The 24,610-nt window shown below is 44.8% G+C and carries 24 protein-coding genes and 1 pseudogene; 16 read left to right on the top strand and 9 right to left on the bottom strand.

Annotated elements, in window-relative coordinates; translation table 11 throughout:
• Nucleotides 1–58: 58 nt before the first annotated feature.
• The 4 genes from ACI0FR_RS14475 to ACI0FR_RS14460 form a co-directional block, all read right to left on the bottom strand.
• A complete protein-coding gene (locus ACI0FR_RS14475) occupies nucleotides 59–520 on the bottom strand; it encodes a copper uptake system-associated protein (protein WP_404906998.1) in 462 nt (153 codons plus the stop codon).
• A 24-nt stretch (nucleotides 521–544) separates the two neighbouring features.
• A complete protein-coding gene (locus ACI0FR_RS14470; RefSeq protein ID WP_404906996.1) occupies nucleotides 545–2,152 on the bottom strand; it encodes a copper resistance CopC/CopD family protein in 1,608 nt (535 codons plus the stop codon).
• Between the two features lie 61 nt (nucleotides 2,153–2,213).
• On the bottom strand, nucleotides 2,214–2,744 hold the full coding sequence (locus ACI0FR_RS14465; RefSeq protein WP_404906994.1) for a YcnI family copper-binding membrane protein: 531 nt from the start codon (nucleotides 2,742–2,744) through the stop codon (nucleotides 2,214–2,216).
• Nucleotides 2,745–3,326: 582 nt separating this feature from the next.
• Entirely contained in the window at nucleotides 3,327–3,707 is a 381-nt protein-coding gene (locus ACI0FR_RS14460) for a c-type cytochrome (RefSeq protein ID WP_404906992.1), read from the bottom strand.
• Between the two features lie 235 nt (nucleotides 3,708–3,942).
• Here ACI0FR_RS14460 and ACI0FR_RS14455 point away from each other — a divergent pair, with 235 nt between their 5' ends.
• From ACI0FR_RS14455 to ACI0FR_RS14445, 3 genes are all read left to right on the top strand, one after another.
• Nucleotides 3,943–5,208, top strand: coding sequence for an ATP-binding protein (locus ACI0FR_RS14455; RefSeq protein ID WP_374833691.1), 1,266 nt, complete (start codon nucleotides 3,943–3,945; stop codon nucleotides 5,206–5,208).
• Entirely contained in the window at nucleotides 5,198–5,731 is a 534-nt protein-coding gene (locus tag ACI0FR_RS14450) for a response regulator transcription factor (protein ID WP_374833689.1), read from the top strand. Before ACI0FR_RS14455 ends, ACI0FR_RS14450 begins: the two co-directional genes overlap by 11 nt.
• A gap of 380 nt (nucleotides 5,732–6,111) precedes the next feature.
• Nucleotides 6,112–6,783: a L,D-transpeptidase gene (locus ACI0FR_RS14445; protein WP_374833687.1), complete on the top strand. Its 672-nt coding sequence runs from the start codon at nucleotides 6,112–6,114 to the stop codon at nucleotides 6,781–6,783.
• A gap of 121 nt (nucleotides 6,784–6,904) precedes the next feature.
• Here ACI0FR_RS14445 and ACI0FR_RS14440 read toward each other — a convergent pair whose 3' ends face one another.
• A complete protein-coding gene (locus tag ACI0FR_RS14440) occupies nucleotides 6,905–8,023 on the bottom strand; it encodes a sterol desaturase family protein (RefSeq protein WP_404906989.1) in 1,119 nt (372 codons plus the stop codon).
• A complete protein-coding gene (locus tag ACI0FR_RS14435; RefSeq protein WP_404906987.1) occupies nucleotides 8,020–8,610 on the bottom strand; it encodes a phosphatase PAP2 family protein in 591 nt (196 codons plus the stop codon). Before ACI0FR_RS14435 ends, ACI0FR_RS14440 begins: the two co-directional genes overlap by 4 nt.
• Before the next feature lie 195 nt (nucleotides 8,611–8,805).
• Here ACI0FR_RS14435 and ACI0FR_RS14430 point away from each other — a divergent pair, with 195 nt between their 5' ends.
• Genes ACI0FR_RS14430 through ACI0FR_RS14415 form a run of 4 tightly spaced genes read left to right on the top strand, consistent with a single transcriptional unit; the run spans nucleotide 8,806 to nucleotide 12,925 of the window.
• A complete protein-coding gene (locus ACI0FR_RS14430; RefSeq protein WP_374833681.1) occupies nucleotides 8,806–9,816 on the top strand; it encodes a 3-oxoacyl-[acyl-carrier-protein] synthase III C-terminal domain-containing protein in 1,011 nt (336 codons plus the stop codon).
• Nucleotides 9,816–10,793, top strand: a complete 978-nt coding sequence (locus ACI0FR_RS14425; RefSeq protein ID WP_404906985.1) for an NAD-dependent epimerase/dehydratase family protein — start codon at nucleotides 9,816–9,818, stop codon at nucleotides 10,791–10,793. Before ACI0FR_RS14430 ends, ACI0FR_RS14425 begins: the two co-directional genes overlap by 1 nt.
• Before the next feature lie 55 nt (nucleotides 10,794–10,848).
• A complete protein-coding gene (locus tag ACI0FR_RS14420; protein WP_374833677.1) occupies nucleotides 10,849–11,634 on the top strand; it encodes an MBL fold metallo-hydrolase in 786 nt (261 codons plus the stop codon).
• 1 nt (nucleotide 11,635) lies between these two features.
• Nucleotides 11,636–12,925 carry a F390 synthetase-related protein gene (locus ACI0FR_RS14415; protein ID WP_404906983.1) on the top strand — a complete coding sequence of 430 codons (1,290 nt, stop codon included), beginning with the start codon at nucleotides 11,636–11,638 and terminating at the stop codon, nucleotides 12,923–12,925.
• 3 nt (nucleotides 12,926–12,928) lie between these two features.
• Here the strand turns inward: ACI0FR_RS14415 and ACI0FR_RS14410 are convergent, their stop codons facing one another.
• Nucleotides 12,929–13,150 carry a hypothetical protein gene (locus ACI0FR_RS14410; RefSeq protein ID WP_404906981.1) on the bottom strand — a complete coding sequence of 74 codons (222 nt, stop codon included), beginning with the start codon at nucleotides 13,148–13,150 and terminating at the stop codon, nucleotides 12,929–12,931.
• Between the two features lie 220 nt (nucleotides 13,151–13,370).
• On the opposite strand from ACI0FR_RS14410, the gene ACI0FR_RS14405 reads away from it, so the two are divergent.
• From ACI0FR_RS14405 to ACI0FR_RS14375, 7 genes and pseudogenes are all read left to right on the top strand, one after another.
• Nucleotides 13,371–13,553, top strand: coding sequence for a hypothetical protein (locus ACI0FR_RS14405; protein WP_374833671.1), 183 nt, complete (start codon nucleotides 13,371–13,373; stop codon nucleotides 13,551–13,553).
• 12 nt (nucleotides 13,554–13,565) lie between these two features.
• On the top strand, nucleotides 13,566–13,931 hold the full coding sequence (locus tag ACI0FR_RS14400) for a hypothetical protein (RefSeq protein ID WP_374833772.1): 366 nt from the start codon (nucleotides 13,566–13,568) through the stop codon (nucleotides 13,929–13,931).
• On the top strand, nucleotides 13,829–14,398 hold the full coding sequence (locus ACI0FR_RS14395) for an ATP-binding cassette domain-containing protein (protein ID WP_404907042.1): 570 nt from the start codon (nucleotides 13,829–13,831) through the stop codon (nucleotides 14,396–14,398). The genes ACI0FR_RS14400 and ACI0FR_RS14395 overlap by 103 nt, the downstream gene beginning before the upstream one ends.
• Nucleotides 14,399–14,653: 255 nt before the next feature.
• The gene (locus ACI0FR_RS14390; protein ID WP_374833669.1) at nucleotides 14,654–15,181 is read left to right on the top strand and encodes an RNA polymerase sigma factor; all 528 of its coding nucleotides are present in this window, start codon (nucleotides 14,654–14,656) and stop codon (nucleotides 15,179–15,181) included.
• Nucleotides 15,182–15,286: 105 nt separating this feature from the next.
• Complete coding sequence (locus tag ACI0FR_RS14385; RefSeq protein WP_374833667.1) at nucleotides 15,287–16,225, top strand: FecR family protein; 939 nt, start codon at nucleotides 15,287–15,289, stop codon at nucleotides 16,223–16,225.
• Nucleotides 16,226–16,338: 113 nt separating this feature from the next.
• The gene (locus ACI0FR_RS14380; protein ID WP_404909750.1) at nucleotides 16,339–17,715 is read left to right on the top strand and encodes a TonB-dependent receptor; all 1,377 of its coding nucleotides are present in this window, start codon (nucleotides 16,339–16,341) and stop codon (nucleotides 17,713–17,715) included.
• A 27-nt stretch (nucleotides 17,716–17,742) separates the two neighbouring features.
• Nucleotides 17,743–19,080: pseudogene (locus tag ACI0FR_RS14375) on the top strand (TonB-dependent receptor domain-containing protein); the annotation flags it as partial.
• Between the two features lie 55 nt (nucleotides 19,081–19,135).
• Here the strand turns inward: ACI0FR_RS14375 and ACI0FR_RS14370 are convergent.
• On the bottom strand, nucleotides 19,136–20,284 hold the full coding sequence (locus ACI0FR_RS14370) for a linear amide C-N hydrolase (protein ID WP_404906974.1): 1,149 nt from the start codon (nucleotides 20,282–20,284) through the stop codon (nucleotides 19,136–19,138).
• Nucleotides 20,285–20,707: 423 nt separating this feature from the next.
• On the bottom strand, nucleotides 20,708–22,096 hold the full coding sequence (locus tag ACI0FR_RS14365; RefSeq protein WP_374833661.1) for a glutamate decarboxylase: 1,389 nt from the start codon (nucleotides 22,094–22,096) through the stop codon (nucleotides 20,708–20,710).
• A gap of 496 nt (nucleotides 22,097–22,592) precedes the next feature.
• On the opposite strand from ACI0FR_RS14365, the gene ACI0FR_RS14360 reads away from it, so the two are divergent.
• Together ACI0FR_RS14360 and ACI0FR_RS14355 are read left to right on the top strand one after the other, a co-directional pair.
• Nucleotides 22,593–23,660 (top strand): mechanosensitive ion channel family protein, encoded by a 1,068-nt coding sequence (locus ACI0FR_RS14360; RefSeq protein WP_461667961.1) that lies wholly within the window; start codon nucleotides 22,593–22,595, stop codon nucleotides 23,658–23,660.
• A 47-nt stretch (nucleotides 23,661–23,707) separates the two neighbouring features.
• Nucleotides 23,708–24,511, top strand: a complete 804-nt coding sequence (locus ACI0FR_RS14355; RefSeq protein ID WP_461667960.1) for a hypothetical protein — start codon at nucleotides 23,708–23,710, stop codon at nucleotides 24,509–24,511.
• Nucleotides 24,512–24,610: the final 99 nt, after the last annotated feature.

Here is a 24,610-nt window from a genome sequence, read left to right as displayed (position 1 = left end):
TATTACTAATCCGCTGTCTGTTTTTCATGGCAAACAGCGGATTTAAGAGACTGAATATTTAATGCACTGGCGGATGACTGCCGTCATCATTCATCACCATCACACCGTCAAACAACGAAAACTTCTGCACCAAAGCAGGGTCGAATTTTGCTTCTGCATTAACGATTGATTTGGCCATTTCCTCTGCTTGGTCAACAGTCAAACCAAATTGCTGCAAAGCCTTTGCTTCACGTATGCTATCACCACCGCATAAAACGATGTGCCACTGGCCTTTTTGTTGGCGCAGCAATGCCCGTCCGCCCGTTTCACCCTGCGCCCATCCGGCAAGTGCTATATCGCCTTTGATGACAACAGGGGCCACTGTCAGCCTCTGTTCCGGCTGGTCAAACATCTCCATCAAAACATGGCGGATGGCCGCGGGGCTGTTATCATTTTCAGCTGCACTTGCCGGATTACCATAAATACCAATGGTCATGACAAGCCCGATAAATAGAGGCTGCAAATACTGATTGACAGACATGATTATTCCTTTGTGCGCAACCCGTTATGGACGGATCTGGATATCTTCTTCCAAGCGGGCGAGTTCAAAATCATTGATGAGAATATCGAGGCGTATTTTCCATTTTCCAGCCAAAGGCAGCAGCACATCATCAGATTGCCAACTCCCATTTTCTGCCTTTTTTGCTTTACGGCTAAAAGGTTCGATGCCTGCTTCCGGTTGAGAGAAAACAAAAGTAACTTCCTGTGCTTCCAAAGGCGCGAAGTCACCGTCCATCAAAATGGCGGAAACACTGACAGGACCGCTGCGTCCCGGTGTGATTTTGACATCCGCCATCGCTTTGTTTGTATGAATATGTATTTCAGCCGGTTGTGCCTCAGCGATCGCTATAGAGCGCGGCGGCGGCGTAAAACGCCAGCCCGATGCAATGCCAAAGATGACAAAAACCAGCAATGTTTCAATTATAATAGCGCGGGCAAGTTTATGATTGGCGCGCACATCTCCATGCATCACTGGGTCGGTCAATTTCCAGCGATTGTAAGCGGCCAGTAAAAAAAGTAAGAACAAAACAGCTAATTTTGCGATGAGCAATTTGCCATAGGCCGTACCAATCAAAGCGGCGGGATGCTCCACTTGAATGATGGTCAGCGTGGTCCCTGCAACAATCAAGATGATAAGCGCAAATGGGATGAAGTTTGAGAAGCGGCGCAGACCATCTCTCAGATCATCATTGTTGCGACAAAGTGCTAAGCCTAACGGAATAAGTGCACCAATCCAAAGGGTGATCATCAGTGCATGCAGGAAGACGGATGGACGGGTAAGCCATTGTGGCGGGGCTGCGCTGGCATGTCCGGAAAGTGCAAGTGCAACTGCACCAAGTAGCACTGCGCTTAGTGAAAAAAATTGAGCTAAACCTTTGCTTTTTATCAATAAAGATAAAAAAGCTATGATAACTGCGCCAACAAGCGCAAAAACTGTTTGCCCGTAGCTGGTTTCTATTCCTGTTTGCCAGACCTGTGGGGCAAAGAAATGTGTCAGATCGGAGCCCAGCGCATCCAACCCTTGCAAACCAAGCGATAAGATAGTGGCAATAAGCCCGCCGCCAAGAACGTAAAAAACAAAAACGCGTGCAGGCTTTTGAGCTGGCCATAACCAGTGAATAGCAAAAGCACCGCCAATGCCGACAAAGAGTGTGATGTAAAGCAGAAGCTTGCCAAACCAAACAAGGCTGCTGATTGTAAGATCAGTACTTTGCACCAATTGTGGCGGGGCTGCACTTGCTGCGCCGATAGAAAAAACAACTGAACCACCAACCGGATGACCGTCTGATGAAACCACCCGCCATGTCAGCACATGGGTTCCGTTATCCAAATCTTTTGGCGCGACGATATCAAGTGTTTGATCATGGAGAGTAAATTCTTTCAGCTCCACCGCCGATCCGTCCGGCCGGATCAGCTTTAAAACCAGTGGTGAAACAGGCTCGCTGAATGCCAGACTAAAATTTTTCGGTGCAGATTCCGTCACCGCGCCATCAACAGGCGTCGTGCCTGTCAGAGAAGCATGTGCTGATGCTAATGTTGTCAAAATCAACCATAAAAAGAGGCTGATTGAGCCAAGGCGTGTGAAGCGGGATAGATCAGATATTCTCGGCATGAAGCTCTCGGTTTAGTATTAGATGAGACCGGCGCAATTGATGCGCCGGTAATCATTGTTTTTAGTGACCACTCGTTTTTTCCAGCAGTTTAAGTCCTGGAGCTGGTAGCTCCAGATCATCGGATGTCTGGCCATCTCCCGGAATTTCAATCCAACGTTCCGCCAGATCGCCCGGGCATTGTTGCACAACAGGGAAATAGAGCATGTCTCCGGCTTTCAGGTCAGTAGTCAGGTAACCACGCAAAACAAATTCATCATATTCGTCATCACCGAGATTTCCGCCGCTCCAGATAACCTCTGTGACGCCTTCGGTAGTTGCAGTGCCGTAATAATCATAGCTTTTGCCATATTGACCGCGTTTTTTTTCTAGTTCCCATCCGGCTTTTGGCATTGGTTTGACTGCAATGACACCTTCAGGAATTTTCACACGCACGACATTGGTCGGTTTGCCTTCACAACCATGCGGAATACGCAAAATTGCTTTATAGGTTGAGCCGACCAGCGCTTCAGTTTTTTCAAGGCTTACATGGGCAAAAGCTGTAGAACTGCTGATGGTAGCCATGAGGGAGGCAGTTATTAGTTTTTTGATCATTTTCAGATTCCCATAAGAATTTGACCGGTTTTCCGGCAAGTGTTGTGGCATTAGAACATGCGATAGCCAGACCGAGTTTTGCTGGTATCTTATGTCGTCAGACGGGGGGAAAGGTTGGTAGAGAGTTTGACGATCATCAGATGAAGATGCACCGCTTTGGCCTGTTATTGGCAATTACATAATTTGAGGGGGGGAGCGCGGGCTTCCGGGTCTGCTTGCGACAGCAGAAATATTTAATGGTGATCCTTTTACCAAACTAAAGCTTGCAGCGTCAGAAGGCAGCGGATTAAAAAGCCAGTGACTGGTGGGCCCAGCAGAATTTTCTGATGCAAACATGCTGCAATTAACACTGCAACAATCAGGAATGAGAGGACGATCATCCTGATCTGTTGAGGTGTCGGATGATGAGGATAATGTTATGCAAATTGGGTTGCCAAATGCGTCAAGCACTGGCGATGCGGCAGCATAAGAAGCGGCAAACGCAATAATCAGTGACTGGAAGACGAGCAAGCATACAGCGGCAAGCGCTATAGCTTTTACCCGTAATATCCGCCACGAATTGTACAATTTTCTCTCCGCTTATCAGTTGGCTTTTGCAGGATCAGTTAAATAAGCAATCAGGTTGCTCAAGTCTTGCGATTTTTTCACACCGGCAAACGCCATTGATGTGCCTTTGACTGTAGCTTTCGGTGCACTTAAAAACTGGATCAGCAAATCTTCATCCCAGCTTTTGCCATCATTTGCAAATTCTGTCATGGCTGGGGAATATTTAAAGCCTTCAGCTGTCGCTACAGGACGTCCGACAATACCAGTCAAAGTCGGGCCGACGCGATTGGCACCATCAATTGTGTGGCAGGCCTGACATTTTTTAAAGACATTTTTACCAGCTACAGGATCACCGTCTGCCAATGCAGGTACAGTAAAACTGATCAGAGCGGCCAGTAAGGTGAGTTTCATTTTCATTTCAATTTCCTGTTAAATCAACGCTCTTGCTACGATAACCATAACGTTTTTCAGCAAAAATCGTTCATTTCAGATTACAATTGACACTAATATCAATGCCGGCTGAATGCGCCCTTGGACAAATTGTCCAAGCCAGGAAAGAAATTTGGTGGTCATTTTGTCTGAGAAGACATTGAAAACATACAGTGGTTCATTGCATATCATCATTCATTAAATGCGGATTTTTGAAAAAAACATGCCTGCTCATATCCATAATCTAACCGATAAACAGCATTTTTTGCTATTGATACAGTTGCGGTGGCTTGCCATTGCAGGGCAGGTGGCAACCATTTTTCTGGTAAGCCATTGGATGAAAATCAACCTTCCAGTTACCTTGATGGCAGGGGTTGTTTTCTTTCTCATCGTTTTGAATATTCTTAGTTTTATTCATTATAAAAAGCAGAAATTTATCAGTAAATTACAAATCTTTGCCGAGCTTTTGCTGGATGTTCTGGCGCTCTCCATTCAATTTTATCTCAGTGGCGGTGCTTCCAATCCGTTTATCACACTGTTTTTGTTACAAATCATTCTTGCCGCCGTTTTGCTGGAAGCATGGGCAACATGGATACTGGTTTTCGTAACAAGTGCTTGTTTCATTGTTCTGACGATTTATTATCTGCCCATTGATATTCCCCACCATCATGGCAGTGATTTTTTCAACCTGCATATACAGGGCATGTTTATCTGCTTTGTGCTGGCCTCAATATTGTTGGTCATATTTGTAACCCGTATTCAGCGAAATTTCAGAAAGCGTGATGCTCAATCAGCTGAAGAAGATCATATCGTGCGTATGGGTCTGATGGCTTCAGGTGCTGCACATGAACTTGGAACACCAATGGCCACGGTTTCAGTTATCCTCAGTGATTGGCAGAGAATGCCGGTTTTCAACAAAGATCCGGAGTTGCAAGAAGAACTAACTGATATGCTGGTGCAGATTGATCGCTGTAAAACGATTGTATCCGACATTTTAATGTCGTCCGGAACAATACGCGGCGAAGGTACTTTACGCACGACAATCAATGCGTTTTTGGATGAGCTTGTCGCCGAATGGCAGGGGATTCATCCGGCATTACAGACAAATTATATCAATCATTGTCATCCGGATGTGCCGATTATCTCGGATATTGCTTTAAAGCAGATAATTTTCAATGTGCTGGATAATGCAAGGGCAGTTTCAAAAAAAATTATTGAAATAACTGCGCGCTGTGAAAACGATGATCTAATTATTGCGATAACTGATGAAGGACCGGGCTTTAACGCCGAGGTGTTGGCTGAATTTGGCAAACCTTATCACTCGACCAAAGGACGGCCGGAAGGTGGCCTTGGACTTTTTCTGGTCAGTACAGTTGTTCGTAAGCTGAACGGGCACGTGACGGCCAAAAACAACAAACCAAAAGGTGCTACCGTAATTATTAATTTACCGCTTGCTTCACTTCGTGATGGAGACAAAGATGGACATTAAACGCTCATTGTTGATTATCGAGGATGATGCATCTTTTGCCCGCGCTTTGCAGCGCTCTTTTGAGCGGCGTGATTATCAGGTATATTTGTGCCAAGATATTGCACCAGTTCATGATTTGTTGGCCAGTGTTTCCCCGTCCTATGCAGTGGTGGATTTGAAACTTCCGAGTGGTTCCGGATTGGAGTGTGTCAAGCTTTTGCATGAACATGATAAAACCATGAAAATTGTAGTGCTGACCGGCTTTGCAAGTATTTCGACAGCAGTGGAGGCGATCAAGCTGGGAGCTTGTCAGTATCTGCCCAAACCTTCCAACACCAATGATATTATCGCAGCTTTTGACAAGATTGATGGCGACGCCACCGTGCCATTGACGACCCGCCCGACATCGCTAAAAAATTTGGAATGGGAGCGCATTCACGAAACCCTGGTCGATGCGGAGTTCAATATTTCAGAAACAGCCCGCCGTCTTGGCATGCACCGTCGCACATTGGCGAGAAAGCTTGAAAAACAACGGGTAAAATAAATCCGCATATTTAATTTTAAAGCCAAATCAAAACTATCTACAAAGTTGCAGTGTGACCATAAGTATACAGTCGGCTTAAAGAGTTTTCGTAGGTAAGCCAAAAACTCTGGTAATTGAGGGGCTGCATGACATTTGCCCCAATAGGAACATATTTATAATCCTATTCAAGACGCGAATGCATCACGGTTTTTCGCTTTAATTTTGTCGGCTATATGAATTGAGATACTCTCCCTTTTCGTATCAACCGGCACAATTGCGTAAAGCTTTGCTAACACATCATATTTCGTTAACCATGGCTGGTCTATTGTAAACGCAAACAGGATTGATGTGTTTACATTGCACCAATCGCGAATAGTTATTGATTGTAGGATAATTATAATATGTCTCTGACACGTAGAGCATTTGTTGTTGGCTTGCCCGCCGCACTTGCAGCTTGTACATCAACACAAGCTTTAAAAGATGGGCCTCGGGTTTCCGAATATCATAACGCGATGTATGCAGCCGTAGAAGGTGAACCGTTTGCGGTTCCTGCACCTAACCTGAAAAAGATCGAACCTCAATATTATCGACGTGAAGTTGCTTATGCGAGTGGCTACCTGCCTGGCACGGTTATTATTGATACGCAGAAGCGCTTTCTCTACTTGCAACAAGAAAACGGTCGCGCATTACGTTACGGCATCGGTGTCGGTAAAGCCGGTCTCGAATTTGAAGGTGAGGGCACGATCCAATATAAGCGCCAATGGCCAAGTTGGACACCAACCCCTGACATGATTAAACGTGAGCCTGAGCGTTATGGTCCATTGGCATCCGGTATGGCGCCGGGTCCGACAAATCCGCTTGGTGCGCGTGCGCTTTACCTCTTCAAAGATGGTCGTGATACACTTTATCGCATTCATGGAAGTAACGAAGATTGGTCGATTGGTCGCGCAATTTCAAGTGGTTGCATCCGTTTGCTTAACCAAGACATTATTGACCTTTATACACGCATTCCAAACGGCACCAAGGTTGTTGTTTTGCAAGGTAACTCTGGTCAGATAGCCTCTGCATCTTGACGACTATGATCATGTGCCGGGCTGATTGGTTAAAATCTTGCCCTGGCACATAATGATTTTTAAAGAGCGAAACAAACCAACAAACCGACAGCTAATTAGCTTGAATTTCTTGAACGCGTAATCATGGTGCGCTTATTGGTTTGCGTCCCCAGCCCCAAAAAACGGCTGTACTATGAATGACGAGGATAAGCATAAACACCATCCAAAATGGGTTATGCCATTTAAAATAAACCGCAAAACTTAGTAGCATTAACCAGGTAATACCGAGCCAGCTGTTGATGCCCCATCGTTTGCCCTCACTAATGCCTCCCAGCGCCACAGAGCCACTGGCCAAGAGCAAAAAAAGCACGATTTGTTCCGTTAATGACTGGCTGATTTGATAGCCATATAGCCAGATATATCCGGTTACCAGTATGAATAAAATCACCGCACCGCTGAGTACAGTGAAACCGGAACTGATGAAATCAGGTGTTTTAACTGCTCTTTTCTCACGGCGTTTTTGCAAATAGTCGCGAAAAGGTTCATTGCTGGCGACAAACGGATTTTGCGACGGTTTTTTGCCTTTTACACCATAAGCAAAATCTGTTTCCGGCAAATCAGGCCGGTATGTACCAAATAAACGATCCCAAAAAGCAAAGCTGCCAGCATAATTTGCATCGCTATAGTCACGATCATTAACATGATGAATGCGATGATGAGCGGGGGTTACCAGAATATATTCCAGCCAACCCAAACGTGGTGTCAAAGCACTATGGTTCATCAGCTGAATTGAATAATGCAAAACTGAAACGGTAATGAAAACCGGCAGCGGCACCCCCAAAAGCGCGATCGGGATAAAAAAGGGAATTGAAGCCAACGACGAATACCATGAATTGCGTACAGCCAGCGACAAATTAAAATGCTCGCCTTGATGGTGAACCACATGCACTGCCCAAAGAAGTGCAAATTTGTGGTGTAAACGATGCAGCCAATAAAAACAAAAATCCCACATTAAAACCGCAAACAGCCATAGCCAAATTGGCGGCCAGTCGGAAACCACATTCAGACTGAAATGAGCAACAATAAAGCCATAACAGGCAAGTTCCAGACCGCGAAACAACCAAAGCATCATATGGCCGGAATTCAGATTAAAAACGACATCGTGCCAGTCGACTTTTTCTTTGCCGGTTCTGATTAAAATGAACATTTCGCCGAGTACCAAAACGATCAGCAGCAGGATCGGGAAAGCAATTGCCATCATGACACAGGCCTCATAATATTTTTTTTATTCAGTTTCAGAATATAGTGTGCAAGTAACCCTGCACTGATTGCCAATGGCGTACCGCTAATAGCATCGATGAATTGATGCCGGTGTAATTGCAAAATGGAAACAGTAATTGCGACAGCCCATAAAGCAAGAAAAGCGCTACGAAGCAAATGTGTTTTATCCCAAAATGCATAAAGCGAAAGCAGTGTGAGTGTAACATGCAGTGACGGCAGGCAGTTTTGCATGGAATCAACAGCGATCAACATTTTTAGAGCAGCTGTACTGATTGTATCGTGTGTAATCGATGGAAATTCCATGGTTGTTGGCCATAGAATAAAAATAATGCCGGCACCTATAGCCGAGAATTGCATGGAGCGCGCCAACCACACAAGTTTCTGATTTTGGCAATACAAATATGCTAAAGTGACATATGGGAAAAATGACAAATACAGCCAGATTGCATTGGGATCAAACGCAAACCATTGATCAATAAATGAAGGTTGCAGCATGATGGCAGATGCCTGATCCTGACTACTCGTCAGACTATAAACAAGCCCGACAGATCCCCAGCCGGTCAGCATGTACCAAAAGCGCAAATATAGCGAATACATTTAGTCTCCAGATAGCAAAATATGTTTGAAAACAAAGTATTTCGCTTAAAATCGGCTTTGTTTCTTAGTCATTTTTCAGAAGCTCAGAAAATAAAACACCTCTTGACGGCTGTTAGCTATCATGCGACTGCGTAAATGAACACCATAAATTAAGTGCAGATATTGATGACAATCATTGAAAATGGTGCGGGGAAACCCGGATTGAAAATTGCAGGAACCGGCGCATATCTTCCAAAAACCCGGCTTCTTTCCAGTGAAATTGACACGCAATTAAACTGGCCTCTGGGCACAGTCGAAAGCCGTTTTGGTCTTCATGCGCGCTATGTTGCAAAAGGGGAAGAGACAAGCTCCTTCATGGCGGAAAAAGCGGCACGACAGGCATTGCATGCAGCAGGTATAGCGCCGCAAGAGCTTGATCTGATCCTTGGTGCTTGCGGCGTGATGGAACAAGTCATTCCATCAACCGCTACTTTGGTTCAGGCGCGGCTGGGTTTGGGTAAATCCGGCATTCCGGCCTATGATGTCAACGCAACCTGCCTGAGTTTTATTCAGGCACTAGACTTGGCTGCCATGAAAATCCAGCTTGGGCTAGCCCGTAATATCTTGATTTTTTCCGCTGATATTGCTTCTGTCGGTTTGAACTGGCACGAACCGGATGTAGCAGCCATTTTTGGTGATGGTGCAGCTGCGATTGTTTTAACCGCTGATGGTGACGGATTGATAGCCAGCCGCTTTGAAACTTATTCAGAAGGCGGTGATGCTTGTGTTCTGGCAGGCGGTGGCACACGTATATCAGCGGCTATTGATCGTGATGCTGCTGCAGAAGCTTCTTATTTTCGTATGAATGGGCAGGCGGCGTTTCGCATTACTGCCCGCTATTTGCCTCGCTTTTTAAAACGATTATTTGCACAAGCCGAAATGCAGTTAACTGGTATCGATTGTATTATTCCACATCAAGCCAGTGGACCTTCACTCACTCACGGGCTGGCGCGTCTCGGTCTCAATCCGGATAATGTCATCCAGACATTTGCACGATATGGCAACCAGATTGCTACCTCAATACCGATGGCATTACATACGGCAATTACGGAAAATCGTCTGAAACGAAATGATGTGGTTTTGCTGGCCGGCACTTCGGCCGGTATTTCCATCGGCGGCGCGATCTTGCGGTATTGATGGCAAAAGTTTTTGTAACAGGCGCAACCGGATGTCTTGGTAACTATTTAAGTCGCTATTTATCCGCGCAAGGACATCAAGTCGTAGCTCAGGGACGCGATATTCAAGCCGCGCGCGGGTTAGTAGCTGCAGGTATTACGTTCCTTCCATTTGACCTGAGAGGGGACTATCCAGATGCTGCTTTCAAAAGTGTAGATATAATCTTTCATTGTGCAGCGCTTTCTTCTGCCTGGGGGACGGCAGAGGCGTTTCAGACGATTAATGTCACCGCAACGCAGCGCCTGCTTTCAGCCGCGACCAAGGCGCAAGTTCAAAAATTTGTGTTTGCATCATCGCCCAGTATTTATGCCAATGGGAAAGACCGTTTTAATTTGAGCGAAGAAGCATCATTACCCAATCATTTTCCAAGTCACTATGCACGAACAAAATATGAGGCGGAATGCTTGGTGATGGCGGCTGATCAGCAAAACGGAATGCGTACAACCGCGATACGCCCAAGAGCCATTTATGGGGCAGGGGATCGCTCCTTGATGCCACGTCTGTTGGAAGCTATTCAACGTGGTCGTGTACCGATGATTAATGGTGGTGAAAGTTTGATAGATATCACGCATGTCACGGATGCGGCACGCGCTATGAGCTTGGCAGGTTTTAAAAATGAGGCCGGCGGTGAGATTTTCAATATCACTTCAGGTGTAGCGTTTCGCTTTTCTGAATTGCTTGCAGCAGTCTGTGCTTTAAAGAATGCAAAACCGCGTGAAATACACATCAAATACGAGAGCGCAATGCGGCTGGCCAAAAGCCTTGAATTTCTGCATCGGATTTTTATGCCCGCAAAAGAGCCGGTCATTACCTGTCAGGCTGTTGCATCGCTCGGACGTAGCCTGACATTGGATATCAGCAAAGCTAAAACTTTGCTCGGCTATGTACCAATGATGGCAATGGAGGATGGTATTCGAGATTATGTCAACAGCCTCTGAAATAATATTGGACTTCATGAGTTTTCATGTTGGTTATTGCCGCGGACCCTTGGCAATGACACAGCGTGGTGCGCCATGGCGCATGGGAAGCTTTCCGGCAGGCGTTGCAGTGTTTCGCCATCCACTGCATGGGACAGTTTTGTTTGATAGTGGTTATGGTGCATTATTTGCAAAAGCGACGAAACCGTTTCCCGAACGAATTTACCGTTGGCTGACGCCGGTTCATTTCAAATCAGAGGATAATCTTGCCAATCAATTAAAAAAACGCGGTGTTGCCTCACCCAATCTGGTTTTTCTGTCGCATCTCCATGCCGATCATGTTGCCGGTTTATTTGATTTATCGGCCATTCCGCCCGTTATCACATCGAAAATCGCGATTGACAAATTATCATGCAAGCGGCTTGCCAGTTTGCAGGCAGGCTGTCCGGCTATCATCCGTGACAGTTTATCGTCGTTGCCATTACAGCCAACGGAAGATTTTCCAGTCCTTGATCTAAAACCTTATGACCTGCAAGCTTTCGGCTGTGGCTATGATCTGCTGGGCGATAAATCTGCCATCGCAATCTCTCTGCCTGGTCATGGTTTCGGGCAAATGGGTCTCTTTTTACCTGCAACCTCACAAGGTGCGATATTTTTAGTCGCTGATGCAATCTGGAGCCTTGCGTCAATCCGCAGTAACTTGCCGCCGCCACAGATAACCTTAAAACGTCTTGGGAATGCAGCTGCTTTTATGGAAACATTTGCAAAATTGCATGCTTTTCATAAAACGCACCAGAATGTCAAAATCATAGCATCCCATTGTACTGAAAGCTATCCAATGCAGATGCGCCGGAGATTTTAGAATGAACTCGCTTGGTGTATTTTTGCGTGCTCGTTATGGCAAAGGCTTTTCAGCACGGGCAGACATTGAGGAGCACCAAAAAAAAGCATTCTTGCATTTACGTAAAAATATCATGCCACGTTCGCCTTTTTATAAAAGCTTTGCCGATAAACCACTCAGTGACTGGCCATTGATGAACAAGGTGCTGATGATGCAGCATTTTAGTGACATTAATACTGCAGTCATCACCAAAGACGAAGCCTTGCGCATAGCACTTGCCTGCGAAGAAAAGCGTGATTTTGCTCCTATGATTGGAAAAATTGCTGTTGGGCTTTCTACCGGAACATCAGGCCAGCGCGGGCTTTTTGCCTCCAATAAGCGTGAACGTGCTCTATGGGCAGCTTTAATGCTCGGTCGCTTCTCGCCATCTTTTTTACGTTCGCAGCGCGTCTCTTTCTTTTTGCGTGCCAATAATATGCTCTATGAGCGCTTGGGAAACATTCTTATCAGTTTTGAATTTTATGATTTATTGCGTACTTTTGAAGAGCATTTGAGGCGTTTGACCGATCAGAAACCCACTGTGCTGATAGCACCTGCACAAATTTTAGGGCTTTTGGCAAAAGCTCAAAAGGATGGTGTTATAAACATTGTACCTCAATGTATCATATCAGTGGCCGAAGTCCTTTCTCCTGAAGATAAAAGATATATCGAGAACATTTTTAAAGTTAAGGTTGATCAGGTTTATCAATGCACCGAAGGTGTGCTCGGCATGACCTGCAAAGCAGGCAATCTGCACCTTAACGAGGCTTATGTGCATATTGAGCGTGACATTCTTGAACCTATAAGCGGAGCTTTTGCTCCTATTATTACAGATTTGACACGCGAAACATTGCCGATTTTAAAATATCGCCTTGATGACATATTGATACCGGACGACGCGCCTTGTCCATGCGGATGTGCCAGCCAGCGTTTAAAACGTATTGATGGGCGTTGTGACGACATTCTCTATTGGCAAAAGTATGATGGTAAATTGCAAATGATACCATCAGATGTCATCCGTCAAAGCATCGCTACAGCGAATACGCCTGTCCAGGATTATCGTGTCATTCAATATGGTCAGGAGCGACTGGATATATGGCTTGAAACAGATAATTTACAACAAGCTTGCCGTGACATTGAATATAATTTGCAAACTGAGGCCGGAAAACTTCATGCGCACTTGCCAAAGCTGCATTTTCATCAAGATATAGAGCTGCAGATCGATCAAAAACGAAGACGCGTCATATTTAAGAAAAGCTCGTCGGCAATCTGAACTTTATTTTATCTGCTCATCATTTTTCATGGATGGCAGCATTGTTAAAGCACCTGTAATCAATGCACGGACACCTAATATATAGGTTAGGGGAGTACCCTGCTCGATTGTTTGGCTTTCTTCTGTGCGAGGTGGAATAAGTGTATCCGCCACAGCCACACAGACATGCGAAACCGTTAAAAACAGCCAGTGTGATTGCTCGGTTGTCATTTGATAGCTGTGCATCAACGCTTGCTGATGCTCAATGCTGCAACGCCCACAATAGAAATGGACGGAAGACCCACAATTTGTACTGCCTGCCAAAGAAAGGTGCGTCCTTTATCTGGATTCCTCCAAAGTTTTCACGTCAAGTATCGCCAGCGCCAGACATACATTGGATGCGCTGGATACTTGGCACAATGCCCGCTTAAACAGACTTCTCCGATCGTGAAATTGGAAAACGAATATGAGTGCTCCAGACAAGACTAAACCTGCACCGAATATATGGCAGATCATAAATCCCGTACGTGGTAATCGTTATTATGCCATGTTTTTATCGGCTCTGGCTGCACTGGCGACAGTACTGGCACTTATTGCACTGGCATGGGAGATACAACTTCTTATCAGCGGTCGGACAAGTATTCCTTAGGAGCCGTTAGCCGTGGCGGCTGTTTTTACCGCTATTGCTTATGGCCTGTGTCTGTTGGCGTTTAATTACCCCCATTACGCAGCTTTTCGGCTGGAAACCCTGCTGCGTAAAGGTTTGGCCGATCGCCTGGCTCAGGTGCCGCTCGTTTATGTACAGCAAAATGGAGCCGCAGGACTAGCAAAAGTGATGATGGATGATGTGAAAAATCTACATGCTTTTGTGGCTGACATCACGCCCCTTTATGCTTGCGCCATGCAGATCCTCAAAAGGGTGTTGTGCGCATTGGCGGGCATGATATCCGCTCCATATCGCCTAAGGTCCTCAATAGTCTGGTGCCTGTTGTATTTCAGGATGTCTATCTGTTTGATGATACGGTAATAGCCAATATCCGTATGGCCAAACCATCAGCTACCGATGAGGAAGTGGTTGCGGCTGCCCGTGCAGCTCATGCACATGATTTTATCAGCCATTTGCCGGCCGGTTATGAAACCCGCATCGGCGATCTTGGTGGCCGGTTATCCGGCGGGGAGCGTCAACGGATGAGTATTGTGCGTGCAATGCTAAAAGATGCACCGATTGTTATTCTGGATGAGCCGACAGCAGCCTTAGACACCGAAAGTGAAGTGGCAGTGCAAGCTACAATTGATGCATTGGTACAAGAACGTACAGTGATTGTCATTGCGCATCGTTTGTCCACGATCGCAGCCGTAGACCATATTTTGGTGATTGAAGACGGCAAACTTGCAGAGCAGGGCACACAGTCTGAGCTTATGCAACTCAATGGTCGTTTTGCTAAAATTTGGTATACCCAGCAGCAGACACAGAACTGGCATGCCTCTAATTAACTAATATTATTTTTAAGGTTTATGTTCAAATGGCGGTTAAAAAACGCCATTTTCTTCGTCGAGGAGTATGAATTTAAACTTGACAAAATGACGCATCTATTGAATGCATGAGCTTGCAACCGCCACTTACAGATTTAAAATTAAACCAAAATGCTGGAGAAAATCTTTTTCTCAAACAGGCAGGTCAGATTTTAGCAGCGATTGTGCATCATGGCATTCTGCATAGAATGATATTATAGCAAAGCGAAAAAGTTTGTGTCATCTTTAGTTCTTTCTGACGGCGAAGACCCGAACACATCATTCACTAAAATTATTGAACGTTTTTATGGCGAGTTGAAAAACTATGCCCGCCATAAAGTGGGTGATGACGCCATTGCAGAAGAACTGGTACAGGAAGCCTGTCTGAGATTGGTGAGTTCGGGAGAAGAAATCCCCCATAATCCAAGAGCTTACCTCTATCGCATTCTGGGTAATCTCGTCACTGACCATTATCGGCGGAAGGCGCGTTTCAATAATAATTTTTCTTTTGCTGAAGCGGTCGAGCCGGCCGATGAGCAGCCTGACATTGAACGCGAAATGATCGCACGCCAAAGGCTTGCCATTCTGGTTCAAGCTGTGTCAGAACTGCCGCCAAGGTGTCGGGAATGTTTCATACTCAGACGTTTCGACGAGCTTTCGCATGCAGAAATTGCAGAACGGATGAAAATAACACGCAGCGCCGTTGAAAAACATCTCGCCGTTGCAACTGTCTATTGTGCACGGCGTTTGAAGGCCCATGAATAGTTTTAGGTCAGGCATGAGGTTTTCAGTTTTTCAAACGTCTTATAGATTGACCGTTTATAAAAACCGGTCTGTTCTTTCCTCGAAGTGTGGGGTAAGCCGGTGACGATGTCGGGCTCAGCAAAAACAGATAAATTGAACGAAGCGGCAGAATGGTTTTTTCGCCAGGATGGTGTGCGTTTATCAGTTTCCGATGAGATTAGTTTTCAAAGCTGGCTCGCGGCTAGCGATGAAAACCGTGCAGCCTATGCCGAAATATCAGGCACTTGGGACGAGCTTGCGCAAATACCGCAACCCGCTGTCATGACCGCGCCGATAGCGCGCCATAACTGGTGGTCTAAATCTGTGTCCGCGGCTTTTGCTTCTGTTTTTCTCTTGGCAGCAGGTGCGTGGTATAGCGATGTTGCAACACGTATATCCGCCGATGGTTATACGGGTACAGGAGAATTGCAGACGATGCATTTGCCTGATGGCTCAATTGCCGAGATGAATAGTGGCACTGCAATTGCGCTTAGCTATTCACCCGATGAACGGCGCATCCGTCTTTTAAAAGGGGAGGCGGTTTTTACGGTCAGTGCTGATCCGCAACGCCCCTTCATCGTAGAGGCCAATGGGGGTGAGGCGGTAGCCCTTGGAACCGTTTATGGTGTACGCGATGATGATAATGGTGCCACTGTAACTGTCATTGAAAGCCATGTTGCAATTTCTGCTTCAGCCAATGGTCAACAAGTCAAGTTGGGACAAGATCAGCGTATTTCGTATATGGACGGCAAACTTGCTTCAATACAGTCGGTTGATGCTGCGAGTGAAACCGCATGGCGGCGCAACAAGCTTATCTTTGTCGACAAGCCGCTTGGCGAGGTTGTTGATGAACTGAACCGTTATCATAAAGGCATGATACGCATCATTGATGGTTCAATCCGCTCACGTCGTGTCAGTGGTGTGTTTGAAACAACCGATATTATTAAGGTCATTGATACCTTGAAAAAGTCATTCGGCCTCAATGATACGAGGCTTGGTGAGATGGTCATTTTAATCCACCAATAATTTTTTTATTATTTGTTGATTTTTTTACTCCGGTTTTGTCGCCCTGATCGTCATAGCAATCGAAAGCACTGTCATCCGGCTTGTGGGATGACATTTGAAGACAGGGGTTCTTGATGAATTTTCGATTTGAAATGCCGCGTAGATCATCACGCAATTTAATCGCACTGCTGATGGCAACGGCTTCCATATCTGTTTTGATGAGCGTGGGAACAAAGCCGGTTCTTGCACAAAATACGGCCCAACAAGGGGCTGCTGCCGTGCAATATTCCATTCCGGCGGGTCCTTTACCACAAGCACTAAACCGTTTCGCGGATATTTCCGGCCTACAGCTTGTTTATGACGCAGGCGTCACGAGTAAATTACGTACAAAAGGTTTTTCGGGAAAGGCGACAAATACAGAAGCCCTTTCTTCACTTTTGGCAGGAACGGGTCTCATCTGGCGCTCTGCCGGCAACCGTTCAGTAACAATTGAAAGTCCTGCCCAAAATAGTGCCGAAGGAGCTTTTGTCGCCCCCGATGGTGATATCACACTTAATACCATTACTGTCAGCAATAATGGCAGTATTTTAGGCAGTCACGACGATACATACACCACTGCAGGCTCTGTCAATTATATTTCAGCGCAGGAAATCGAACAGAAACGCGGAACATCGGCTGGTGATTTTATCGCCGGTATTCCGGGCGTTTTGAACGGTGACAGCCGAAATTCCGGCGCGCTGGATGTCAATATTCGCGGCCTGCAAGGGCAGGGGCGCGTGCCGGTTGTCATTGATGGCGCCACACAAGAGCAAACAGTTTACCGCGGATATAACGGTGCCCGCTCCGGTAGTTTCGTCGATCCTGATTTTATCAGCGAAGTTTCGATTGAAAAAGGCGCAAGCGGAGCGGCTGATGCTAATGGTGCCATTGGTGGTGTTGTACGTATGACAACGCTGGGTGTGCATGACATTCTACTGCCGGATCGTCAGTTTGGTGTCCGCTTGCGTGGTGGGTTCAATACCAACAGCACGTCTGCTCCGCCTGTTCTGACCGAAGGTGGTATGAAAGGCGGTTGGCACCAACCTGGTACTCCACCCAATGTTCGTGATGGCGGCAATATGGATCGGCCATCTTTTTTAAAGCCGACCGGTGGAAATGGCAGTATTGCCGCCGCATTCAGCTCGGAATCTGTTGATCTTGTTGCTGCTTATGCCAAACGTAAAAACGGTAATTATTTTTCAGGCAAACATGGCAGCGGTCAGCCATATTTTGTTGATAAAAGTACAGATCCTGATTTTCCGAACATTGGTTATGAAGGCCTGTCGCCCTGGAAGGGCGGAGAAGAAATTCTCAATACGTCAATGGAAAACGAATCCGTCTTATTTAAAGGCAACTTCCAACTTGGCATTGATCACGCATTGGAGCTGAGTTTCATGCGTTATAGGAGTGAATTTGGTGAAATTATGCCGACACGCATCGGCACCCACACCAGTGCTGTTGGCGTTTTCTAATCTGAGCCGGATACGCTTGACCTTAAAACCTACAATGCCCGCTATCGTTGGTCACCTGAAACTGATCTTATTGATTTGAAGATCAACGCTTTCCGCACCGATATGGATCATCGCGCAACCAATTTGCTGCCCGGATGGGGTGGGATAGTGACGACAAGTGTCAACTATGCGCAAACAATTCGTAACGGAATTAATGTTTCTAACGAAAGTCTGATTGAAGCTGTACCAGGCGATTTTCGTTTGGAATATGGTGGTGGCTGGCAATATGAAACGCTTGGGTTACCTAAAGATATTGATGATAAACAATGGGTTATCAACCATTCTGAGTTTCCGCCACGTTCCGGTAAGCGCACCGAGAATAATGTCTTTATGAACGGCAAATGGGAAATCAATCCGCAATGGACGGCAACAGCCGGTATTCGTTACTCAAGCTTCCGCACATCCGACGACAACAACAGCATGAAGATGATCAGTAACTGGCCGGATTTTGAATATGAACTTATTCCGGGCAAGGTGATCCATGTTTCAGGTCATGGCATATCCAATCATGCATCGTTGAACTGGGAGCCTCTGGATGATTTACAACTTTATGGTCGCTATTCGGACACTGTTCGTATGCCGAGTATTTTTGAAACTCTGAAAGGTTTCTCAACGGCCTATCTGCCAGAGGGGCTTAAGCCTGAAAAGGCCAGAAGTTTTGAATTTGGCGTGAATAAAACCTTTGAAGATCTAACCGGACACAGCGACCAGTTCAGAGTACATGCAGCTTATTATAATAATCACATTGATAACTATCTGACGCGTTCAAATATCATTTATGATGAACCGATTGGAGGGTATGTGGGCGGTCTCGGCATGATCAATCTTGATTATGCCAAGATGGCCGGTATTGAGTTGAGCGCGGATTATAAGCTCGGTAATTTCACCGCAAGACTGGGCTGGAACCATACATTAACATCACGTTTTTGTGCCAATCCTGGTTCATTATGGAAACAGGACCAACTATGCAGTGAAGGTGGTTTTACCAATAGTTATGCGCTCCAGCACGTGCCGCCGAAAGATACGGTTTCATTAGAACTCGGTTACAAAATGTTTGATGATCGTTTGACACTTGGAACGCGCATTTCGCATTATTCACATCGTTTTGTCGAAAGCACAGTGGAAACGACAACGGAAATTCAGCCAGGCAAATGGAAGCCTTATACATTGGTCGATGTTTTTGGCAGCTATAATTTCAATGAAGCAACACGGCTTGATTTTGCGATCGATAACCTGACGGACAGATATTATATGGACGCGTTGAATGCGGCCTTGATGCCGGCACCTGGACGCACGTTCCGAATGAATATGACAGCCAAGTTCTAATCATAATTTTAAAAGCAGGGTGTGAATCCACACCCTGCTTATTTTTATAGAAAATTTATTTCATCAAAACATCAGTGGCATCAAAAATCTCTAATTGTGAGATTTTCTCAAGCGGTGCGATTTTAAGTTCCGAAAGAGCGAATAAACGGTTCAAGTCAAATTTGGTAAAATTAATGCCGCTATATGTGCGCACATAAAATTGGTTATTGGCCAAATCGCCAAGCACTGTCCATGATGTGTATTCGGATTTGTATTGAGCGTCACCAATTGCAGAAGCGCTTTCAATATCAAGCCCGCCGGAATTAATTGGATCAATAGTTATACCTCGAGGACGGTCAAAATTATTCATAATATGACCAAGCATACGGATTGCATCTTGAGACGGCGTCTTTTCAGCAAAATTTGCATAATAAGCAGCACGTACAAAACGACCTACAGAGGTATTGGATGAGGGCAATCCAGCTGTAGCAATGCCTGAGTCAGGCTGGGAGACTTCTAAATCTCCAAATTTTCCTTTTGAACAATCGAGATTATTCAAAAATGTATAATTGCTGAGATTGGTCAGGTGCCAATTGAAATCCGGCCCATTTGTCATCACGCCAACAGGATTATCATAGACATTTTGTTTTTCATCTGAAAACTCAACAACAATAGACTTGCCTGAGCGGTCATGAATAACAAAATGAAACGGGGTTACCGCTCCTTTTAAAGGTGCGAGTTTAGTAAGAATGACGATGTTTTCTTCTAATGCAGCTTTTACATCCGCAGCAGTGGCATACTGGCCAAGAACCCATGCACCAAGATCAACAGCAGCAAGCATCGCTTTGTTCTGTTCTGCTTTGTCGACAGGCCCTGAAGCACCAGCATAAGCCAGAACGCTAAAGGTCAATCCCTGATCATTTATTCCTTCCAAAATCTTAAGATCATTCAGGCTGCCATTGGGAATCGCAATTGCGAAAATGGCATGGCTGGTCTGAAAATTGAGAGCCGGATGATCATCTGCCGTCGATGTAAATTGATGCCCTTTAGGGATACTGGCTAAGACATATGGAAGCTCAACTGACAGTTCCATTGTCCGTCCTGCATATGCATTTCCTTCTTTGCTGCGGAATAACAAAGCCGTACAGGCGAGCAGAACATTGCTGGAAACATGATAGGATGCCGTGTCGGTCAAAAAAGGCAGAAATGTTGAAATCAAAGACATATCATACTCGCTTTTATCTGGTTTTACTTCGAAGACTTGTAAATTTACCCGCTTTATCCGTACAGAAATACATGTATATTTTCTATATGAATGGTACTGAAAAATACACGATATGAGCCAGTCTGCTTCATATTTGCCATAGCAGCTTTCCGAGTGCGGAAATCGCCCTGATATGTCGTAAAAACAAATCCATTGGGTAGATTGTCAATAATGTGCATCATCAAAAACAGTTCGGCTTACACGATTGCGGTAAACTTCTTCAATTTTGTTTGATTGTATAAATCTGCGTATAGGTAAATACGCAGACCTGATTTTTATTTCTTCCGTCAGGGCGACGGGAGAAAACATAGTGTCGCCCTGAATGAACAATCTAAGACAAATAAGGGGCAGGACCCGCATGCCCTTTGCCTGAATTTGTTCAACTTAGCCGTGATTAAAGCCAGTTGCTTCTTGTTTCGACAATGGTTTGCTTACCGGATGCTTTTCGAAATAATCCAGCGTACGTTTGATATCATCGAGCAAAAGACTTGCCAGATCATAGCTGACACCATGGCGTACCAATATTCGCTGAACAACCAGATCTTCACGGTCTGCGGGCATGGAATAGGCAGGCACTTGCCAGCCGCGATTTCGAAGCCGATCTGCGAAATCGTACAAAGTATAACCGCCAACTACAGCACTTTCTTTCAGCTTCCAGGCAAGTGCCGGAATGCCCTTTTGGCTGTCACCGTCGAAGAGGATCTCAAATGGACCCATTTTTCCAATCTCGCGCGCAAGGTACTGTGCAATTTCATAACAAGCATTATGAATTTTTGCGTAGCCTGTGCGGCCCAAGCGCAGAAAATTATAATATTGTGCGATAATCTGGCCACCGGGGCGCGAAAAGTTCAATGCAAAGGTCGGCATGTTTCCGCCGAGATAATTGACATTGAACACCAACTCTTCAGGTAAGTCAGATACTTCGCGCCATACGACCCATCCCGCTCCAAGCGGAGCCAAACCAAATTTATGGCCTGAAGTATTGATAGATTTGACGCGAGGAAGACGGAAATCCCATTCGAGATCAGGCGCACAAAATGGAGCTAAAAAGCCGCCGCTTGCACCATCGACATGGATGGGAATATCAAGTCCAGTTTCGGCCTGGAGTTTGTCAAGTGCGTCATGTACAGCCTTAACCGGCTCATACTGGCAGGTAAATGTAACGCCAAGTGTCGGAATAACCCCGATGGTGTTTTCATCAACGCGTTTGAGAACTTCTTCAGGACTCATGATGAGTCGATCACCTTCAAGCGGGATTTCGCGCAGTTCAACATCAAAATAACGCGCAAATTTATGCCAGCAAATCTGTACAGGACCACAAATCAAATTAGGTTTATCGGTGGGTTTTCCTTCTGCTGCACGGCGTTTGCGCCACTGCCACTTCAGCGCCAATCCACCAAGCATCGCTGCCTCAGAAGAGCCGGTTGTTGAACAGCCCATTGTGTTAGCAGCATCTGGAGAATTCCACAAATCAGCAATCATATGCACACAACGCGCTTCAATTTCCGCTGTTTGTGGATATTCATCCTTGTCGATCATGTTTTTATCGATCGATAAATCCATAATTTCGCGAATTTCTTCATCAACCCAGGTTTGACAAAATGTAGCAAGGTTCTGGCGCGAATTACCATCGAGCATCAATTCATCACGAACTGCCGCAAATACATTGCGCGGATTTCTTTCTTCATCCGGAAATTTAGTTTTCGGCAGAGAAGTTGACAACTCTAATGACGCATAAACGTCATCAAATTCACTATATTTGTTATCGCTCATTGCAGAGATCCTCACTAGTGATTGAATGGTTATCTTTATGCATATTTTATTGTAGGTGATTTTTTATTTTTATATTTCGTAACTTTAATTTGTTCAATTCTTAATATTATAAAAGGTTATAAGTCAAAAAATCCTCTGCCTCGATATTTACCATGTCAAAATATTGAAATTATTGCATTTTTTAAAGAAAATCTTTAATAGCGTGCCTTAACTATGACAAGTAAAAATCATGAATCTCCAAGTTAAGGTTAACATTGCTGATGATTTACAACATTGGCCGTGTTGCTTGCTTTGATTGAAATCAAAGCGTGTTCATTTTAACCATAAATTTCGTCTATAAACAGCAAAACTGATATTCTTAAAGGAGTGTCATCGGTATATTATTGTTATTGAAGTTTTTATGATACTGCTTTTAAAGTTATATCAATGGCTTTGAACCATCTTTTATGTATGGCTTAATGCCATTGGACGTTCGCATTTTTGCAGCGGAGAAAGTATGACTGAATATTGGATTGCCGCAGGTATAATTTTACTTTTAACAAGCACTGCATTTACCATCTGGTTTATGATGCGGCGCGAACGTGCTTGGTCATCCAGCATTCTGGCGCATATTATCTATATGATGTCATTATACGGGGTCATACTGACCTTAAGACAAGTTGTCTTCATGCTGCTGCAAGCTTATAAAATAAGCGCTATCACGCCTGATATGATAAATACAGCGGCCATTGCATTCATTGCTATTTTAACCCTCCAGCAGCTTTTCCAATTAATAAATCGATTGACGCACGCACAGATTCGCAAGGGAAGTGATCCGACATCGGCGCGTATGATTTCGCGCATTTTGAAGCTTTCACTTTTTTTGTTTCTTATACTCATGTTCGGGGAGCATTTCGGTATCGGTCTTTCCGGATTGCTGGCCTTTGGTGGCATAGGTGGCATTGCAATCGGCGTTGCCGGCAAAGATATGCTGAGCAATCTGTTTTCAGGTGTGATGTTATATTTTGATCGTCCCTTCAATATTGGGGATTGGGTATGTTCACCTGACCGTCAGATTGAAGGTATTGTCGTTGAAATCGGTTGGCGGATTACCAAAATAATAACATTTGATAACAGACCCCTATATGTGCCCAATTCTCTATTCTCAACGATCAGTCTTGAAAACCCCGGGCGCATGACCAACCGCCGTATCAGCACTACAATTGGTCTGCGGTATGACGATGCGGATAAGGTTGCAGCTGTGATAACAGACATCAGAAAAATGCTTAAAAACAATCCATCAATTGACCAAAGTCAGAATTTATTGGTTTATTTTAATGAGTTTGCTGATTCATCGCTCAACATAATGGTTTATTGTTTTACAAAAACAACACATTGGGCGGAATGGTTGGATATTCAGCAAAATGTCTATTTGCAAATCATCCAGATCGTGCAGGCGCATGAGGCTGATTTTGCTTACCCGACACAGACATTGTTGATCAATCCTGAGCCTGCTGTGCCGGTACAAAACCCAGCAGCTAATCTTTCAGTAGGAGCAGGGGAGGGAAACGCTCATTCGTTATAAATACTGTTATAATTTTAGTCTTAATTATAAAGCTATGATGCGGCATAATGAAAAAATTCAGACCCTTTATTATCAAACATAAGTTTATTTTTAACGGCGAGGAAAAAACATTTCTCTCACGCGTCTATCGTAAGGGACTCGATTTTTCCTCGCGCCTGCATGACGTAGAAACAACAGCTTTTTGGAAAACTTGCACCTATAATCGTTTTATCGGCATTTCATTCTCAGTCGGTGCCTTTTTGTTCGGCTTTGCAAGTATTTTGATGTTTTGCTCATTGAAGTGGGGTTGGTTAAGTAACTTGACCAATCTGATTTTTTTTGCGGGCTCAATACCTTTTACGCTTGCAGCAGGATTACAGCATATTCAATCGGCAAACTTTTCGCCGACACCTGATCACAATAATAATAGATTTAAATTGATTGGCTGGTCACCTGCTAACGCGGGCTGGTTAAGCACCTTCACTCAACTCCTTGGGACACTTGCATTTAATATCAGTACTTTTAATGCCATAGCGCCACCATTGAAAGCCATGTTAAGTGTATTGGAAATATGGACACCAAATTTTGAAGGTTCGGTACTATTCTTGATATCCGGTTATCTCGCATTTATTGAGGTTGATAATCGTTATTGGAGTTGGAAGCCTAAAGATATATCCTGGCAGGCGGTATTTGTTAATTTGTTTGGTTGTATTGCCTTCATGATATCTGCTGTCGCACCTCAAACGCCGGAGGATGATAAGACAAATTGGATTTGGTTATATTCCAATACTTATACGCTCATTGGTGCGATATGCTTTTTCATTGCTGCTCAGTTACTTATCAGAGAAAGTAAACAAGCTTCTCCTGATTAATCGACTTGTTCCATAACCTATCTTATCCAATTCAACACTATAACAGCTATATAGAGATGCGACACTTGGGCAAATTAGAGATGCGACAGATTTTGCAGC

This window comes from Paenochrobactrum sp. BZR 201-1 (assembly GCF_044987585.2).
Classification (GTDB): domain Bacteria; phylum Pseudomonadota; class Alphaproteobacteria; order Rhizobiales; family Rhizobiaceae; genus Paenochrobactrum; species Paenochrobactrum pullorum.
Note: the sequence above shows the minus strand (reverse complement) of the source record. Positions and strands in the feature narration are given on the sequence as shown.